Consider the following 16,682-nt stretch of genomic DNA (forward strand, 5'->3'; position numbering starts at 1 on the left):
GATCGAAGAAGCGGGCCGGATTCAGTGACGAATCCGGCCCGCGTGGGGATGCCTTATTTGGCTGAGAAGAGGGTGCTGAGGTAGTCTTTGCGGCCGGAGAGGGCCACCAAGGAGAGAACTCCGAGGACGACTGGCATTTCATAGCCGCCTTTGACGAGGAAGAAGTGGTAGAGGGCAATGTTTACTACCACGGGGCCGAGCAGAGTGAGGGCGAGGTTGGTGAAGCGGCCGCTGAGGAGCAGGAGGCCGCCGGTGACTTCCAAGACCTTCACCACGGTGAGGTAACCGCTGCCGTAGATGGCGAACATGAAGTTGGCGGCAGGGCCTTCTGGTGGGGGAGGAATCGGGATGAAGTGGAGCCACATGTTGGCACCGAAGACGGTGAAGATGAGGCCGAGGAGGAGGCGAGCGATGGTGGGGATGTGTTTCATGTGAGGGGGGAGTTGACGGTGGTTTACGGTTATTGGGTTGGGATTAGGCGAGGTCGAAGAGGAGGGCTTCGGCGTCTTTGGTAGCGGTGAGGGTGAGGGTGCCGGTGTCGTCTGTGCTAACGGCGTCGCCGGGATTTAAGGTCTTGCCGTTGACGGTGAGGGCGCCTTTTATGAGCTGGAGCCAGGCGCCGCGACCGACGGTGACTTCGTGGGTGGTGGATTTGCCGGCTGCAAGGCGCACGCGGTAGATGTCGGCGTCTTGATGGATGGTGGCGGAGCCTTCGCGGCCGTCTGAGGAGATGACGAGGACCTTGTCAGCGGTCTCATGCTCGGGCTTGGGGTGCCACTCGGTGTAGCTGGGTTTGAGGCCGTTTTGACGCGGGCGAATCCAGATTTGGAGGAGGCTGCCGGGTTCGGTCTTGGAGGGATTGAACTCGCTGTGGGTGACGCCGCTGCCGGCGCTCATGAGCTGGATCTGACCGGGGAGAAGGGTGCGGGCGGTGCCCATGCTGTCCTTGTGCGCGAGAGCGCCGTAGAGGATGTAGCTGAAGATTTCCATGTCGCGATGCGGATGGGTGGGGAAACCTGCGCCGCCGGTGATGACGTCCTGATTGATGACACGAAGGCTGCGGAAGCCCATGTGCGCGGGATCGTAGTAATCGGCAAAGCTGAAGGTGTGGTAGCTGTCGAGCCAGCCGTGGTTGGCATGGCCGCGTTCGTTGGAGAGGCGAAGATTGAGTTTCATAACGACGCTGTACTCGCGCCGCCGGGGTTATTCCTCCAATGCTTCCTGCTTCACAAGTTCATGCCCTGAGGTAATGTACTTTGGGGTAAGAAGTATTGCATGATCGCGGAGCTAATGCGCAGCGGGGCTTGTTGCAGACGCTGCTGGTGCCCGAATGATTATCGCGAAGCGCTGGGTTTGCTTTCCAGAGGTGCATTTCCATTCCCAGGGTCGAGGGCAGAATAAGCCGACCTGACAAGGTGCGTGAAACATTGCCTAGGGCGGGTTGGAAACCTATGACATGCCGGGCACAATGGCCTCTTCGAGCGCGGAGTTATGGGTGCTTGCGGAGTGCTGCGGAATAAATTCCGCGCTCCCTGGCCTGCTTTTGCAGCTGGTCAATCAGTGACCGAACTGTCGTGCCGCCCAAGAAAGAATTGGAATCAGCAACTGACCCAATTTATTCCACTGAGAGTGGCGCTCACTCGCGGCCTTTGACGACCTTGACGAGGGGACGGTAGCCGTATTCGTTGAGGAGGGCGATGGCGCCGCGATCGGTGGAGTCGCGGGCGACGTCGGACCAGGAGTTGAGGGCGTTGTAGATGCTGTCCATGGCGGCTTCGAGGGATTCGGCGCGAGTGGCGGTCTCGTGGGATTTGTAGAGGGACTCGATGGCGCTGATGTAGTGGAAGGTGAACTCGAGGCGCTTGGCGTTGTAGAGTGTGAACGTGCGCGAGCCTTCGCGGGCGCGGGTGTTGGCGCGGTACATTTCGTTCATGGCCATGGCGTAGAAGGCTTTGGCTTCGGTGAGCCAGTCGGGCAGACTTTTCTTGGAGTTCAGATGGCGCAGCAGCATGTCTGGAGCGGGGATGCCGAGACTGGGGTCGTTTTGGGCGATGAGCTGCGAGGCTTTGTCGATGGCCTGGAAGCCGAGCCACATGCGCTCGGACACGCCTTCACCGCACATGGGGGTGACGAAATCGCTGAGGGCCTTTTCGCTGGCGAAGTCGTTTTTGGGCAGGACGGAAACGGCCACGGGTTCGGCGGCGACAATTTCAAAACCGAGTTTGATGGCGTGTTCGCGGAAGCGTGCGGTGATGGCGGCGACTTCGGGATTGCCGAAGGTGGAGGCACCGTGGAAGGCTTTGCGGCCGCCGGTGTCGCCATCGACGCGGATGGATTTGAATGGCGCGATTTTTGCGGGAATGGCGATGGATGTGTATTTCAAGGTTTGGAGGCGCTTGAGGAGTTGTTCGAGTTCTTCCTGGGTCCATGACTCCTGGCCCATGGCGTTGCCGGTGTAGCCATTCCAGACACGTGAACCATGCGGGGGCTGGGCGGTGATGATCTCGATGGTGTCTGAAGTGGCGGAAGACTTTGTGGTCTCTGCCAAAGCAGGTGCGGAGGAAGTGGATGAAACACAGAGGAGGCTTTCGCGGGTGCGGACGAAGAGGCGGCCGTCGGCGATGGCGGGTGTGGCAATGATTTCTTCGCCCATGTCGTGCTTGGCGAGGACTTTGAGCTGCGGTGCGTCTTCGAGTTCGACGATGAAGCCGTTTTTGGCGGCGATGTAGACTTTGCCAGCGGCAGCAATGGGGGAGGCGAAGTAGTCGCCGAAGTTGCCAAGGCGGCTGCGATCCCAGAGGGTTTTGCCGTTCTTGGCGTCGTAGCAGCTGGACATGCCGCCGCTTTTGACGACGTAGATGCGGTCGTTGAGGAAGAGTGGTGAGGAAAGGTTTGAGGGGGTCTTGGGATCGATGTTCCAGAGTACGTGGGTCTTGGTGACATCGCCACTGCCGCCGCCTTTGATGGCCTGGATGATGTTACCGCCTGCGGCCATGTTGTCGGGAGATTGGAAGGCGGTGTCGATTTCTTCGGGGCCGATGACTTTGTCGTGGTTTTTGTCGGAGGCGTCGAAGCGCTCGTGGAACTCTTTGGGAGTTTCCTCACGTGAGAGGATTTTGTCCTGGTTGGTGTCGAGCCATTCGAGCAGGGCGTGCTTCAAGGTGCGGGTGGAATCGCCGTAGCTTTGCACCGCGACGTAGATGACACCGTCATGCACGACGGGCGAGGTCATGATGGTGCGGAGGAGGGTGTTGCAGGTCCAGATTTCTTTGCCGGTGGCGGGATCGTAGCCTTTCAATTTGCCACTGCCGGCGATGACGAGATCGGTGCGGCCATTGGCCTCGCACAGGACAGGCAGCGAATAACCGGCGAGCATTTCTTTGCGCAGCGTCTTCCATTTTTCTTTGCCGGTTTTTGCATCCACGGCGACGACGAAGGGAGCGAGGTCGTCGTCCTGACAGAATATGACGGTGTCGTTGTAAACGATGGGCGAAGAGGCGGCGCCCCAGTCCATCAAGTAGGCAGGACGGGGCATGGAGTGACGCCAGATTTCTTTGCCGGTGGTGAAGTCGAATGCGAAGAGGCCGATGGTGCTGAAATAGACGTAGACGCGCTGGCCATCGGTGGCGGGAGTGGAGGAGGCGTGGCTGTTTGGCGGAGTGATGCGCGGGAGGGTTCCGGTGTCGAAATCGCTGCGCCAGAGCTGCTTGCCGGTGGTGGCGTCAAAGCTGAAGATGCCGAGCTTCTGATCTCCGAGCATGGCGGTGGTGAGGACGCGGCCGTTCTTCACGATGGGAGAGCCGATGCCGTCGCCGATTTTGGCTTTCCATGCGATGTTTTTTTCGGCGGAGAAGTCCTGGGGGAGATTTTTGGAGGGGGAGATGCCGGTGCCATTGGTGCCGCGGAACTGGGGCCAGTCTTCGGCGTGGAGGGCGACGGAGAGAAGCAGGGCGGTGAGGAGGATGCGATGCATGAAGGTGATTGGTTAAAGACGTTCAGCGGTGCTGTTGCGCGCCCCATGCCGCAGGCTTGCGGCGGAGCGAATTGCAGACGCTGCTGGCTCCCGGCAGACTGCGGCTGCATGCTGGGTTTGCTTTCCGGAGGGGGTGGCGCAACCCAGGGCGGCGCTCGCTGAGGCTCGCCTGCCCTGGGCTGCGATAGGTCGCACATTTGGTGCTAGGAGAGGAGGCATGATGGACGCAATCATGTCTTAGCTGAATGCCATTCATGCGATGCATCATGGAAGGGGATCAGCCAAAGAGCTCGGTGAGGGGCTTGCCTTCATCGAGGAGGTTGTAGGCGCGGCCGAGCTTGTCTTTGGCTTCGAGGTCCTGAATGCCCATGGCGTAATAGACGGTCTTGGTAATGTCCTCGGGGTAGATGGGGCGGTCTTTGGGGAGTTCGGCACGTGCATCGGTTTCGCCTACGACCTGGCCGCCACGAATGCCGGCGCCGGCCATGAGGACGCTCATGCAGGAGGTCCAGTGATCGCGGCCTGCGCCGAGGGTGCCGCCGGAACGACGATCACCGACTTTGGGCATGCGGCCCATTTCACTGGTGACGAGGACGAGTGTTTCATTGAGCAGGCCACGGCCTGAGAGGTCTTCCATGAAGGCGGAGAAGGCCTGATCGAACTGTGGCAGGAGATATTTGCGCAGGCAGTTGAAGTTGTCGCCGTGGGTGTCCCAGCCGCCGGCGCTTTTGCACTGGGCGGCGGTGCTTTCATCTTCCTTCCAGAAGACGGTGACAAAGGGGACACCGGCCTCGACGAGGCGGCGTGCCATGAGGAGACTGGTGCCATTGATCGTGTTGCCGTAGCGGGCGCGCAGCTTGTCGGGCTCGGACTTGATGTCGAAGGCGTTTGAGGTGCCGCTGGACGACAAGAGGTCAAAGGCACGCTCCTGCTGTTTGACGTAGTTTTGAACGGCGGCTTCGTGATCGAGTTCGCGCCGGGCCTGATTCATGGCGTTCAACAAGGCGTGGCGGTCCTGCATGCGTGCGGCGGTCATGCTGCCGGACATTGAGATGGTCGGGGCGCTGAAGTTCAGGGGTTCATCGAAGCTGCCATTGAGATAAAATGGGTCGTACTCCATGCCGATGCGGCCAGCGAACTGGCCGGGGCGTGTGAAGGGCAGTTTGCTGGGCTTGTGCGGGAGCGAGATGATCTGCGGCAGCGTGGGATGCACTGGCCGCTTCATGCCGACCACACTGCCCATGTAGGGCCAGTCTTCGGGATAAGGGCGGCGGTCATTGCCCTGCTGCTTGAAGGTGGGATCGGGTGCGTGGCCGGTGAGGTTGTAATAATAACCTGCGTGATGATCGCCCGTGGCGCGACCGCCATCGGTGACGCCATGGACGAGGGAGAAGTTGTGCGCTTGTTTGGCGAGAAGGGGCAGGTGCTCGCAGAGACGGATGTCTGCGCCGGTGGTGCGGATGGGTTTGAACTCGCCGCGAAATTCCATAGGGGCTTCGGGCTTCATGTCCCACATGTCGATGTGGGAGGCACCGCCGCAGAGGAAGAAGAGGACTGTGGATTTCGCCGGCTTTGCGAGCGTGGCGGCGGGAACTCCAGGGCCGGTGGAAGCTCTCAAGGCAGGGCCGAAACGCAGCGATGCCAATCCCAGCGTCGAGGCCGTGAGAAAGGCCCGGCGGTCCATTGAGGGACGAAAGAGTGGTGAGTCCATAAGATGCGCGCAAGCCACCTACGCTCGCCAAATGGCCGCCTTACGGATGTGCGGACGATTTGCGCACTGTGCCGGTCTGTGGTCTGATCCGGGGTGGAATTTCACCAGCTTCGTTACTTCATCGCCGCCGCCGAGGATTTGAGCATTTCTGCCGCGGCGAAGCGACTGCATGTGACGCAGCCTGCGCTGAGCCGGCAGATCGGCGTGCTGGAGGCGGAGCTGGGGGTGGCGTTGTTTGATCGCATTCGGAAACGAATTTATCTGACTGAGGCGGGTCGTTTTTTTCTGCCGAAGGCGAGGCAGATCGTGTGTGATGCAGAGACGAGTGCGCAGCAGCTGCGCGAGCAGTATGGGAAAGCACGCCGTACGCTACGGCTGGGATTTCTGGCGCCGTTTCTGGATGATCTGGTGGTGCCTGCGGTGCGTGAGTTCCGGCAGCGGCATCCGAAGGCGCAGGTGAGCTTGTTTGAGCTGCCGCCGCGTGCGCAGCTGGACCGGCTGCGGAACCATGAGCTGGATGCGGCGATCCTCGGGAACATCTCTGAGAGTGACCGTGCCTTTTTCAACACGCGGACGCTGTCACGCCACAAAATGGCCGCGCTGCTGCCTGAGGATCATGCGCTGGCGAAGAAGAAGACGATCAAGCTCGCGGAGCTGAAGAATGAACGGTGGGTGTCGCTTTCTGACACGTCTTTCCCGGTGCGGCGGGAGTTTTTGCGCTCGATTTGTCAGCAGGCGGGGTTTGATCCGCAGATTGTGAGCGAGGTGGATTCGCTTTCGATGATGCTGGGGACAGTGACAACCCTGGGCGGGGTGGCATTGATTCCCGGGCATGCGAGCAAGATGCCACACGGGGGATGTGTGTTTGTGCCGCTGGCTGCGCCGGTGCCGACGACGGAGCTGCTGCTGGTGCTGCCGAAGCAGGAGGCGAGCAAAGAGCTGACGACGCTGACGAGTTTGATCGCGGAGCTGGCGGCGCAGTTGGCGAAGGGGTAGGTAACTTGAGAGTGTTGCGCAGATGCGAACGCGCTGGGCTCATCTCGCGGAGCGAGGTGGCTACTTTTCGGTGGAGGCGCGGAACTGGGGGAGGTCGGCGAGGATGTTCTGGCTGCGCATGAGGGTTTCGCCGATGAGGAGGGAGTCGGCGCCGGCTTCGGCGAGGCGGAGAGCATCGGCGGGAGTTTTGATGCCGCTTTCAGAGACCAGAACGATGTCGTCGGGGATTTCTTCGGCGAGTTGCTCGGTGGTGGCGAGGTCGACGGTGAAGGACTTCAAGTTGCGATTATTCACACCGATGATGCGGGCGTCTGTGGCGAGGGCGCGTTCGAGCTCGGGGAGGTTGTGAACTTCCACGAGGGCATCGAGCTGGAAGGTGTGAGCGACTTCGAGGAGGTGCTCGAGGGTGGGCTGGTCGAGAGCGGCGACGATGAGGAGGATGGCATCGGCACCGGCGACGACGGCTTCGAAGATCTGGGCCTCGTGAATGATGAAATCTTTGCGCAGGCAGGGGATGTCGAGCTGTTCGCGGATGAGCGAGAGGTATTCGAGGCGGCCCTGGAAGTATTTTTCGTCGGTGAGGACGGAGATGGCGCTGGCACCGGCCTTTTCATAGCCACGGGCGATGGTCAGGGGATCAAAGTCTGCGGCGATGGTGCCGACGGAGGGTGAGGCGCGTTTGACCTCGGCGATGATGCTGAGGCGCGTGGGGTCGGCGCGGAGGGCATCGTAAAAGGAGCGGACGTCATTGCGCAGGGCGGCGGCGGCGCGGAGCTTTTCAGCGCGCGGCAGCAGGCGTTGCAGTTCGGTGTGCTTGTGGGCGATGATTTCGTCCAGCTTATTCATAGGGGGGCGCACGGTGGCGGAGGGATGGCGTTGTGCAACCTTCGACTAGACCCGCTCTCAAAAATCTAGTCACCTTGCCCGGCGGCGGAGCGGCCCCATTGGCGGCGTCGTGCGCTTGCCTGTTATTTTCAAATAGCTGGCGGCGCACTCTCCTTGCCACTGGGGCCGCTGCGCTCGCCGGATCAAAATGACCCTTTTTTTTGAGAACCGGTCTGAAGGCAAAATACGCGTGCAGGGGCTTCTTGACGCCGCCCGTGAAGCAGGCTCTCTCTGCAAGGAATGCCCGAAGTGCCCATCAGTCCCGCCGCCGTGATCGAACTGCTCACCACCGAACACATCCTGGAACCGCAGGAGCCCCTCACCCCTGACACGGATCTGTTTTCCATGGGACTGGATTCCATGGCGATGATGCAGCTGCTGCTGCTGATCGAGGAACGTTTCCGGCTGACGATCAATCCGGCGGAGATGACGCGGGAGCGTTTTGCCACGGCCAGTGCGCTGGCGGGCTTTTTGGGAGAAAAACGCCGCCTAGCCGCCTGATGCCGATCCTGCCCGCCACCACGGTCGATTTTTTCCTCGCGGGGCTGGAGAGCTTCATGCGCCGCAGCGGGCAAGGAACTCACTGGGGGGTGACGGTGCTGCAGTTGGAGGCGAAACCGGACGCGAAGACTTTGACGCAGGCGTGGGAACAGATCCATGCGCAGCATCCGATGCTGGGGGCGCGACTGAAGCGGCAATGGCGCGGCTGGCGGTGGGTCTGGGAGACTCATGGTACGATTACTGCACCGCCCATCTGCTGGCATGGGGTGCAATCGCTCCCCCCTGGCGAAGAGGTTATTCAGGAACGGTTGCAGGGCAGAGGCAGCAGCGGAGCACTGAATACACCTTTATGGATGGAGGTTTTTCCATGGGGGACGGACGGCGGGCATGTGATTCTCCTGACCTGGCGGCATGCGCTGCTGGACGGGACGGGGATCAACCTGCTGCTGGAAAAGCTGGCTGAGGGAGCGTGTGCAGCAGGGCCGCCAGCCCAGACCATGCCTGCGCGCGAGAGCATGGCCCGCGTGTATGAGAGAGCCAAACCGCTGACAGACAGGCTGCATGAGATGACCTCTGCCGGATGTCTTTCCGCATGGATGAAGGGGATGCCCACGGGGGGACGGCCAGAATACCGGCTAATCGAACTTTCCAGTGAGGAGTCTGCGAAGGCCACGGCGAGACTGCGCACGCTGTGCGGCGACTTTTTGCAGATGCCGTTTTATGCGGCGATCGCGGCACGTGCTTTGCGGCTGCTGCATGAACGGCGTGACTGGCAGAGTCCGGAGATCCACCTGCACCTGCCGATGCAGCTGCGGGGCAGAAGCCGTGAGCTGATTTTCGGCAACCACATGGGCGCCATGCCGCTGTTTCTAGATGCCGGGGCGCTGGGCACGCTGGATCAGGCGGTAGCGCATGTGCTGGAAAAGTACCGTGAGGCGATGAAGCAGGAGAGGGCGCAGGCATCCGAGGCGCTGACGACGCTGGCGGCTTATCTGCCACTGAGTGCGTTCATCCCGATGGTACGCTGGACGAACATGGGGCAGATTTGCAGCCTGTTTCATTCGCATACCGGCTCGTTTCTGCCGGGGCGCAAAGAATTTGCGGGAGCTGCGGTGCAAAACATCTGTACTATTCCGAGCGTCAGCACGCCGCCGGGATTGGGCATTTTTGTCTCTGACTACGCCGGGCTCATCACGGTGACCCTGGCATGGCGGGGAGACGGAGTGTCTCAAACGGAGATCGAAGCGCTGGATCAGCGAATTCGGACGGATTTGACCGGCATTGCGGAAGAGTGACCGCAATGAATTTTAATAAGAGTGCCAGGGAACCGCGACATGGACAGGCAGGCTGCCGTTGCTTCCGTCAGGACCTGGCGGGGTTCGCAAGCTGAACATCCGCGGTCCCTGACGCTGGTGATCTAGCTGCTGGGCTCATCGGGCACAAGCAAGATTGCAGCCTAAAGACAAAATGGGTGAAAATTGGTGTTGTCGAAACCCGGTGGTTCCGGTAAAAATTAGTCTTTAAATTCTCAAATTACGCTTTTCGTATGGTCTGGAAAATTCTATCCGCTCTCTCTGCCGTCTGTCTGGGCACCGCCTGCTATTTTGCCTGGGCAAACCAAAAACTGCTCGTGGAGGAGCGTAAACGCGAGGGTTTCGCCAATGAAAACTTGGCTGCCATGACGGCCCACATCGCCAAAGCAGAAGAGGCGAAAAAGAGCCGTGAGACGCAGCGCAACATGGCCAATCAAGAGCTCGAAACCACCAAAACCTCCGTGGCAGACTTTGCCGCCAAGGTGCAGACCGCTGAGCAAGAACTGGCTGCGGTGAAGACCAATCTGGAGCAAACCGCCAAGGTGGTGGCTCAGAACCAAAAACTGATTGATGAGGCGGGCGACATCAAGGGGCTGCTGGCCCAGATTGATGCCATCAAGAAAGAACGCGCTGAAGCCGAATCGGCACTGGCAAATCAGACTCAGCATCTGGCTGCCGCCCAAGAAAGAATCACCAGCCTGACCAATGCGGCCAAAGAGGCCGAGGAACGCGAAGCCCGTGGCCGCCGCGGCATTGTGGACGACGATTTCACCGCCAAAGTCGCCTATTCTTATACTGACTGGGGCTTTGTGGTGCTTAACAAGGGCAACGGCGGTGGTGTTTTTGCCAATGCCGATCTCGAAGTGAAACGCGGCAAGGACGTGGTCGCCAAGCTGAAAGTGCGTGATGTGGAGCAAAATTCCTCGGTGGCCGATCTGGTCAAAGGCAGCCTTGCAGAAGGTGAGCACATCCGCTCGGGTGATCTTGTGGTGGCTGCTGCTGAACAGAGCGCCAAGACCGCTGCAACCAAGACGCCTGATGGAGCCGCTGCTCCTGCAACTGGAGCCCCAGGGGCTGCCCCAGCCGCCACTCCTCCTGCAGCAGGTGCAGCGATGGGCACTGATCCTTTTGGTGCGCCTGCTCCGGCCGCAGCTCCTGCAGCTCCCGCCATGGGTGCTGATCCGTTTGGAGCCCCTGCGGCCCCGGCCCCAGCGGCACCTGCAGCTCCCGCCATGGGCGCTGATCCGTTTGGCACCGCCCCACCTGCTGCACCTCCAGCCGGAGGCGCCACGCCACCACCCAGCACTGCGGACCCCTTTGGTACAGCACCACCGGCCGCCAAGTGATCGCAGACATCCGTTAGTCGCCTGACACCTTTCCCAGCCCCTCCCCTTTCCCATGACCAAAGTTCTTTTCATCCTTAGCGCAGTGGTGATCCTCGTAGCCAGCTTCTTCGCCTATCAAAACGGGCGTGAGTTTGCCGACGTTCGCACCAAGGTGGCAGGGGTTAACGCCAGCATCACGAGTCAAAAGAGCGCCCAAGACAAGCTGCTTCGTCCAGGCTCGGGCGAGGTGTCCAAGCTGATGGCAGACATCGCCCGCGTGCAGGGTGATCTGGATGTCGAGGCAGAGAAGCTCAAGGCGCAGAAGAACAAGCTGGCTCAAACCCAGGAAGAAATCACACGCACTCAGGAAGAGTTTGCGGTGAAAGAGAAAAAGAAACTGGCACAGGACGACCTCCTCAAAGATCTCCCGCAGGGCATGAAGCCTGAGACGATGGTTGAAGGCATCCAAAAGCTGAAGAAGGAAAAGCTCGATTTTGAAGCGCAGGCCGAACTCAAGAAGAAAGAGGTGGCCGCTGAGGAAGACAAGGTGGCTGGCATCCAGAAGCGTGTGGATGAAGTGATGCACAAAATTGAGGACCGCCGTAAAAACTTTGAGCGCAACAGCCTGAGCTCCCGCGTCATCGCCGTGAACTATGACTGGGGCTTTGTGATCATTGATGCAGGCAAGATTACGGGTCTCACCGAGCAGACCAAATTGATTGTCACTCGTGGCGCACAGACCGTCGGCAAGATCAGCATCATGACGGTTGATGGCAAAAATTCGATGGCCGCCATCGTGCCGGAAGCAGTCGTCAATGGTCAGGTGATCATGCCAGGAGACCGGGTGATCCTCGAAAACTTGGTGCAAAACTGATTTGTCTCGTGCATAGGGAGAACCTCATGAAGACACGACTGCTCAGCTTTCTGCTTTTGGCAATCACCGCCGCATGCTCCCTTTCCTCCTGTGCCTCGGATGAACCGAAACGCAAGAAAGTGGTGGGGCCGGATGGCAGTCAGTACAGCAGTCTCCCATGGAACCGCCCTCGGTCCTGGGAAGGCAACGCCAAATACGGCGGCATGGTTCCTGGCAGTCGCTAAGGTGTTGATGAGCTGACGGCTTGTTGAAAAACCTCGTTGGTGAGGATTTGAGAGACCTGGCATGGCGGAGCCGAAGAGGCATCTTGGGCCAATTTGAAAGAGGTGGACGAAGCGAAGCTGTGAGGGATCAAAATGATCCCTCTCCTGACTGACTGCGGCCGCAAGGACTCCAGATGGGTCTTTCAACAGGCTGCTTTAGAGAATTCCGAAAACTGATTTCCGGACAGGGTGCTTGGGGACGTTCGGCGGCGGTTGGAGGACCAACCGCCCTACCTTCACGCCATTAGCGCTTGCAGGCCAAGTACTCGATCGTTTGAAATTATTTTATAGCCCTTTTAACTCATGCCATCGTGCGGGCCCGAAGCCAATCCCCTCACCCCAGCCCTCTCCCCCAAAGAAAGGGCTTTGGTGTCGTCGTGTGTCAGGGGCGGGGAGAGGGAGCACCGCCTTGGCTGCCCTGAATTTATAGGACACGTAACAATTTAAAATGCGCCAGGCAGGGCTGACGGCAAACAGGCCCGTCTATTCCACTGCTTCCAGAAGTGCTTCGCCGTCTGCGTTTTTGACGATGCGATAGAAGCAGGTAGGACGTTTGGTGTGGCAGCAGCCGCCGCCGTGCTGTTTTACGCGCAGAACGAGCGCATCCTGGTCACAGTCGGTGCGGATGTCGATGATCTCCTGAAACTCGCCGCTGGTGGCCCCTTTGTGCCAGAGCTGATTGCGGCTGCGGCTCCAATAAACGGCCTGGCCGAGTTCGAGCGTCATTTTGAGGGACTGCTCGTTCATGTAGGCCAACATGAGTGGCGCACCGGTCTCGGCATCGACCGCCATCGCGGGCATGAGGCCATGCTCATCGAATTTTGGGGCAAACAGCATGCCTTCTTCAATGGCATGCTTCGACTCACGGGCGGCGAAGGAGATGGGTGGGGAGGCGGACATGGGAAGAACCTATGCTAGCGGCACATCCTACCCGTGCAACCACCTCAATCGCCTTGTTACTGGATGGGAGCGCGAGTCGTTCTGGAATTTGGAGGCGGGGGGGGCAGCCGGCCGCTGGCCCCCGGACCGCACATGGAATGTGCGGACCACTTCATATTGGAATTGCGATCATTGGATAGCAGTTTCCAAGACTCATTTCCTTTTAGCAGGCTGTTTCTTGCTCGAGAATCATGGGCTTCGACGGCGGCTGGCTGAGGACGCCAGCCCTACCTGCGCTGGGCATGTGCGTGCCCAGCGCAAGGCGGGTGCATGGTCCTCCAAGCACCGTCGAGCATCGCCACGCGCGCTGCTTTCCGGAAATCCGTTTTGGAAAACCGCTATAACGGCCAAAAACATCCCAGACAGCCTTCACTCAGGGATATTCCATGCGTGGTGCATTTGCCACCCGGCACGGAGACGGGCGGGCTGTCGCCACACCCATCCCAGAAACAAGGCTATTTTCCTGGAAAGATCGGGAGCACACTCTTGAGGAGGCCGGCTCCGGCGTTCACGCCGTTTTCAATGACTCCGCTGGCTCCGTTGATGACTTTGCCGGGCAATTTGGCAGCGTCTTCTCCAAGCACGGGTTTGAGCAGGGTTTCAGCCCCCTGGCCGACGATTGCGCCGGGGGTATCAAGGAGGAGGGACATACCGGCAGCACCGATGAGGCGGCTGCTGAGGTCCTCCATGGGGGCATCGAGCGTGCCGACGATGCGCACCCGCGTCCATTGCAGGCCGGGAGGCGCGGCCGGGTTGCTATCCACAAAGACTCGGCTGTTGGCACCGGGGATGCCGCTCAAGGTCTCTGGAGTGACGCCGAGAAGAAAATCACCCTCCAGAGCACGGCCACGAATGGTCAGGGCGCCTTCGATGCGGAGGAGACCGTTGGACTGCACGATGATGTTTTCGATGCGCAGGGCGTCGCCCTGAGGCCGGAAGGAGGCGCTGCAGATATCGAGCACGAGGCGTTTGAACCTGTGGGTGTTGGTGTAGGTCACGAGTTTGTCGAGAATGGGCAGACCGGTGAGCGCGCCGTCCTTCAGTGAGAGGTCGGCCTTCCATGCTGGCGGGGCATTGCGTGCGCCGGCCATTTCGAGATCGCCTTCGATCTTGCCGGAGAGGCGTTGTTTCCACCAGGCATCGAGAAATTCGTCCATGGGGACGGCTTTGACATGGGTGAAAATCTGCCATGCGCCGGTTTCATACTTCACGGAACCCCGCAGGGTGGCCTCAGAAGACTGCTTCCAACGCAAGGCGGCGTCACTGATTTGAAACTGGCTGTCTGCAACACGCAGAGTGGCTCTGGTGAGGTCAAACTGGAGCGGCTCTTTTTGTTCAGGAGCGAGGATGGGGGTCTGCAATTTACCGCCGTTCAATTTGGCGGACACGGATACTTCACCCGTATGCCAATCACCCAAGCGGAGCTGGGAGTCTGCGATCTTCCATCCTGCCTGTTCAAACACGAAACGATGGACCTCGAAGCCGCTGATGCGCGTTTGGGTGGGGATGTAGCGGCGCAGAAAGGAGGGAATCCCGTCGTTGCTGTCGTCGAATTTGGCGGCGTTTGCGGCGGGCGGACTGCTTGAAGCGGCCGTGTGGCGCAGCGTAAGATCGTCTGCTCCGGCGTTCTGAATGCTCCACTTCCCCTGCCGGATGGCACCGAAATCGAGGGCGGCACGCAGGCCTCCCGCTTCCACGCTCCAGCCAGGATTGGAAAATGACAGTTCGGTGACGCTGGCGGTGTCGTCGTTCCAGGTGATCGGGGCGATTTGCGCGCTGCCGTCAATGCGTGCGGCAATCAGATCCTCGGCCTTCTGGCGGAAATCATCCTTCTGAATGTAGTCACGTATGTAACTGGTAACGAGGGCGGGAGCCAGCAGCACGAGAATCACCCCACTGACGAGGATCAATCCCGCAAGCCACCACAGCCAGCCAAAAGAAGTGGAGGAGGGACGCTGGCCCGGTCTGTTGCGGCGTTGCATTTTGGTGGTGGATTGAATTTTTTCGTCGCCAGAGCAGTACTCCCCGGCCTAGTGTCAGAAACCTATTTAACCTGTATGCTCAAAGCTCTCAACGTTTGTCTTGAAGTCGAAGGTCCGCAAGACTCGGAGAACAGCACGCTGCACCTGCTCCGAGAAGTGAGCTTCAATGTTCCCCCCGGGCATCTGGTGGCGATCGTGGGGCCATCGGGCTGTGGCAAGACGACCTTGCTGAAAGTGATCACCGGCATTCAGCAGCAGACGTCCGGGGAACTGCTGTGGGATGGCATGAATCTAAGCGATGAGGAGGATCTGCACCCTGGAGATCTGGGTTACGTGCCGCAGTTCAGCGTGGCCTATGATCTGCTGACAGTGGAGGAGAGCATCGCCAGTGCGATGGTGCTGCGGACGCAGCTGTCACAGACGGAAGATTTCATCCCGGCGCTGGACCACATTCTGGAGGTGACGGGTTTGACGCATCTCTCCGACCGACAGGTGAAGGTGCTGTCCGGGGGGCAGAAACGCCGTCTGGGTCTGGCGCTGGAGCTGGTGACAGACCCCTGCCTGCTGCTGTGCGATGAGGTTACAAGCGGGCTGGATCCGAAATCCGAAAACGAGATCACCAATCTGCTGCGCGTGCTTTCGCGCGGGCATCCGAAGCGTGTGGTGGTCAATGTCACGCACAGTCTTGCGAGTCTGGACGCCTATGACAGCGTGATGGTGATGTATCAGGGAGTGCTGACGTATCATGGCCCGCCGAAGGCAATGATGCATTACTTTGCGGCCGAGCACCCCGAGGAGGTCTATCTCAAGCTCACGGAGCGCAAGGCGGGGGACTGGCATGAGTCATGGGAAAAACACCGTGACACCTATTACAAGAGTCACGGGTTCGACGGTACACGTGTGCTCCCTGAGGTGGAGGAGAAAAAGGAGGCCAAGAAAAGCAGCGGCCCCTCCAGGACCACCGTGCGTGAGGAGCGTGCGGTGGCAAAACTTGAGCACGTCGAAGCGACTGAGCATCTGGATCTGCCGCCGGTCGAAATGCCATCCATGACGACGCAGTTGTTTGAGCTGCTGCGCCGGCGGTGGACGATTTTCCGCCGTGACAAGGCGCAGGTCTGGCTGCACCTGGCCATGCTGCTGGGCTTTCCGCTGCTTGTCGTGATTTTCGCGCTGGACGGCATCAAGCCGCTGCGGGCGCTCTCGACGCATCAGGATGACAACATCCAGCAGGAGTATCAGCAGATGAAGCAGCACCAGGAGGAGCAGCTCAAGGCGGGCGGACTGGTCTCCGGGCTCATCATGCTGCAGGTGGTGCTGGTGACCCTGATGGCGAGCAACAATGCGGCGCGCGAGATCGCCTCCGAACGACTGATTTTGGAGCGCGAGAAACTTGGAGGATTGCACCCGTTCGCGTACATCGGCAGCAAGGTGATCTTCCTGGGCATGTTCGTGCTGGCGCAGAGTTTATGGATGGGGTTCTTCGTGGACATGGTGACCGGAGGGCTGCCGGGAGATCTGGTGACGAAGCTGGTGCTGCTGGTGCTGGCCTCGGCGGCGATGACGAGCGTGTGTCTGGGCATCTCAGCCATGAGCAAGACACCGGAAAAGGCCACGATCTTGTGCATCTACCTGGTCGGCTTTCAGCTTCCGCTTTCGGGTGCGGTGCTCACTCTGCCAAACTGGCTGGAGAACTGGGTGCAGCCGCTGGTGGTTGCCTTCTGGAGCTGGAGCGGCAGCCTGAGCAGCATGCGGAGCACGGCGTTTTATGACGCGGTGAAGCAGGTGACCTCCACGGATCTGATCGGGCCCGGCATCGCTGGATTCGTGCTGTTTGTGCATGTGCTGGTCGGCCTCGGCATGACCTTCATCGGCGTGCAGCGGAGCCAGTGGGACACTTGAAGAAGTTTACGGTGGTTGACG

The 16,682-nt window shown here is 59.9% G+C and carries 14 protein-coding genes and 1 other RNA gene; 7 read left to right on the forward strand and 8 right to left on the reverse strand.

The genetic code is table 11. The features are described 5' to 3' along the window. Window positions 1–53 precede the first annotated feature (53 nt). The 4 genes from ACIREA_RS01770 to ACIREA_RS01785 form a co-directional block, all read right to left on the reverse strand. Entirely contained in the window at window positions 54–431 is a 378-nt protein-coding gene (locus ACIREA_RS01770) for a hypothetical protein (RefSeq protein ID WP_397379945.1), read from the reverse strand. Window positions 432–474: 43 nt separating this feature from the next. Continuing rightward, complete coding sequence (locus ACIREA_RS01775) at window positions 475–1,176, reverse strand: pirin family protein (protein ID WP_397379947.1); 702 nt, start codon at window positions 1,174–1,176, stop codon at window positions 475–477. A 460-nt stretch (window positions 1,177–1,636) separates the two neighbouring features. Then, window positions 1,637–3,973, reverse strand: a complete 2,337-nt coding sequence (locus tag ACIREA_RS01780) for a PQQ-binding-like beta-propeller repeat protein (protein WP_397379948.1) — start codon at window positions 3,971–3,973, stop codon at window positions 1,637–1,639. A gap of 277 nt (window positions 3,974–4,250) precedes the next feature. Continuing rightward, window positions 4,251–5,684, reverse strand: a complete 1,434-nt coding sequence (locus tag ACIREA_RS01785) for a DUF1501 domain-containing protein (protein ID WP_397379950.1) — start codon at window positions 5,682–5,684, stop codon at window positions 4,251–4,253. A gap of 93 nt (window positions 5,685–5,777) precedes the next feature. Here ACIREA_RS01785 and ACIREA_RS01790 point away from each other — a divergent pair, with 93 nt between their 5' ends. Beyond that, a complete protein-coding gene (locus ACIREA_RS01790; RefSeq protein WP_397379952.1) occupies window positions 5,778–6,680 on the forward strand; it encodes a LysR substrate-binding domain-containing protein in 903 nt (300 codons plus the stop codon). A gap of 60 nt (window positions 6,681–6,740) precedes the next feature. On the opposite strand, the gene trpC is transcribed toward ACIREA_RS01790, so the two are convergent. After that, window positions 6,741–7,526: an indole-3-glycerol phosphate synthase TrpC gene (gene trpC / locus ACIREA_RS01795; RefSeq protein WP_397379953.1), complete on the reverse strand. Its 786-nt coding sequence runs from the start codon at window positions 7,524–7,526 to the stop codon at window positions 6,741–6,743. A gap of 279 nt (window positions 7,527–7,805) precedes the next feature. Between trpC and ACIREA_RS01800 the strand changes: the two genes are divergently transcribed. Together ACIREA_RS01800 and ACIREA_RS01805 are read left to right on the forward strand one after the other, a co-directional pair. After that, entirely contained in the window at window positions 7,806–8,066 is a 261-nt protein-coding gene (locus ACIREA_RS01800) for an acyl carrier protein (protein ID WP_397379955.1), read from the forward strand. After that, entirely contained in the window at window positions 8,066–9,361 is a 1,296-nt protein-coding gene (locus tag ACIREA_RS01805; protein WP_397379957.1) for a hypothetical protein, read from the forward strand. The genes ACIREA_RS01800 and ACIREA_RS01805 overlap by 1 nt, the downstream gene beginning before the upstream one ends. 19 nt (window positions 9,362–9,380) lie before the next feature. Here ACIREA_RS01805 and ffs read toward each other — a convergent pair. Beyond that, window positions 9,381–9,475: signal recognition particle sRNA small type (ffs, locus tag ACIREA_RS01810), an RNA gene on the reverse strand. A 137-nt stretch (window positions 9,476–9,612) separates the two neighbouring features. On the opposite strand from ffs, the gene ACIREA_RS01815 reads away from it, so the two are divergent. From ACIREA_RS01815 to ACIREA_RS01825, 3 genes are read left to right on the forward strand one after another with little or no spacing between them, the layout of a single operon-like run. Further along, window positions 9,613–10,725: a hypothetical protein gene (locus tag ACIREA_RS01815; RefSeq protein WP_397379958.1), complete on the forward strand. Its 1,113-nt coding sequence runs from the start codon at window positions 9,613–9,615 to the stop codon at window positions 10,723–10,725. A 52-nt stretch (window positions 10,726–10,777) separates the two neighbouring features. Further along, complete coding sequence (locus tag ACIREA_RS01820; RefSeq protein WP_397379960.1) at window positions 10,778–11,578, forward strand: hypothetical protein; 801 nt, start codon at window positions 10,778–10,780, stop codon at window positions 11,576–11,578. 26 nt (window positions 11,579–11,604) lie between these two features. Continuing rightward, on the forward strand, window positions 11,605–11,802 hold the full coding sequence (locus ACIREA_RS01825) for a hypothetical protein (protein ID WP_397379962.1): 198 nt from the start codon (window positions 11,605–11,607) through the stop codon (window positions 11,800–11,802). Window positions 11,803–12,324: 522 nt separating this feature from the next. Here ACIREA_RS01825 and hisI read toward each other — a convergent pair. Next, the gene (gene hisI / locus ACIREA_RS01830) at window positions 12,325–12,741 is read right to left on the reverse strand and encodes a phosphoribosyl-AMP cyclohydrolase (protein ID WP_397379963.1); all 417 of its coding nucleotides are present in this window, start codon (window positions 12,739–12,741) and stop codon (window positions 12,325–12,327) included. A 494-nt stretch (window positions 12,742–13,235) separates the two neighbouring features. Further along, on the reverse strand, window positions 13,236–14,762 hold the full coding sequence (locus tag ACIREA_RS01835; protein WP_397379965.1) for a hypothetical protein: 1,527 nt from the start codon (window positions 14,760–14,762) through the stop codon (window positions 13,236–13,238). A 75-nt stretch (window positions 14,763–14,837) separates the two neighbouring features. Between ACIREA_RS01835 and ACIREA_RS01840 the strand changes: the two genes are divergently transcribed. After that, window positions 14,838–16,661, forward strand: coding sequence for an ATP-binding cassette domain-containing protein (locus ACIREA_RS01840; RefSeq protein ID WP_397379967.1), 1,824 nt, complete (start codon window positions 14,838–14,840; stop codon window positions 16,659–16,661). The last annotated feature ends 21 nt before the right edge of the window (window positions 16,662–16,682 follow it).

Source organism: Prosthecobacter sp. (assembly GCF_044373815.1).
In the GTDB taxonomy this organism is placed as follows: Bacteria; Verrucomicrobiota; Verrucomicrobiia; order Verrucomicrobiales; family Verrucomicrobiaceae; genus Prosthecobacter.

What these genes read in the sequence shown, in the direction of transcription:
- ACIREA_RS01770 (WP_397379945.1), bottom strand. Translation starts at nt 431, where the DNA reads ATGAAACACATCCCCACCATCGCTCGCCTCCTCCTCGGCCTCATCTTC.
- ACIREA_RS01775 (WP_397379947.1), bottom strand. Translation starts at nt 1,176, where the DNA reads ATGAAACTCAATCTTCGCCTCTCCAACGAACGCGGCCATGCCAACCAC.
- ACIREA_RS01780 (WP_397379948.1), bottom strand. Translation starts at nt 3,973, where the DNA reads ATGCATCGCATCCTCCTCACCGCCCTGCTTCTCTCCGTCGCCCTCCAC.
- ACIREA_RS01785 (WP_397379950.1), bottom strand. Translation starts at nt 5,684, where the DNA reads ATGGACTCACCACTCTTTCGTCCCTCAATGGACCGCCGGGCCTTTCTC.
- trpC (WP_397379953.1), bottom strand. Translation starts at nt 7,526, where the DNA reads ATGAATAAGCTGGACGAAATCATCGCCCACAAGCACACCGAACTGCAA.
- ACIREA_RS01800 (WP_397379955.1), top strand. Translation starts at nt 7,806, where the DNA reads ATGCCCGAAGTGCCCATCAGTCCCGCCGCCGTGATCGAACTGCTCACC.
- ACIREA_RS01805 (WP_397379957.1), top strand. Translation starts at nt 8,066, where the DNA reads ATGCCGATCCTGCCCGCCACCACGGTCGATTTTTTCCTCGCGGGGCTG.
- ACIREA_RS01815 (WP_397379958.1), top strand. Translation starts at nt 9,613, where the DNA reads ATGGTCTGGAAAATTCTATCCGCTCTCTCTGCCGTCTGTCTGGGCACC.
- ACIREA_RS01820 (WP_397379960.1), top strand. Translation starts at nt 10,778, where the DNA reads ATGACCAAAGTTCTTTTCATCCTTAGCGCAGTGGTGATCCTCGTAGCC.
- ACIREA_RS01825 (WP_397379962.1), top strand. Translation starts at nt 11,605, where the DNA reads ATGAAGACACGACTGCTCAGCTTTCTGCTTTTGGCAATCACCGCCGCA.
- hisI (WP_397379963.1), bottom strand. Translation starts at nt 12,741, where the DNA reads ATGTCCGCCTCCCCACCCATCTCCTTCGCCGCCCGTGAGTCGAAGCAT.
- ACIREA_RS01835 (WP_397379965.1), bottom strand. Translation starts at nt 14,762, where the DNA reads ATGCAACGCCGCAACAGACCGGGCCAGCGTCCCTCCTCCACTTCTTTT.
- ACIREA_RS01840 (WP_397379967.1), top strand. Translation starts at nt 14,838, where the DNA reads ATGCTCAAAGCTCTCAACGTTTGTCTTGAAGTCGAAGGTCCGCAAGAC.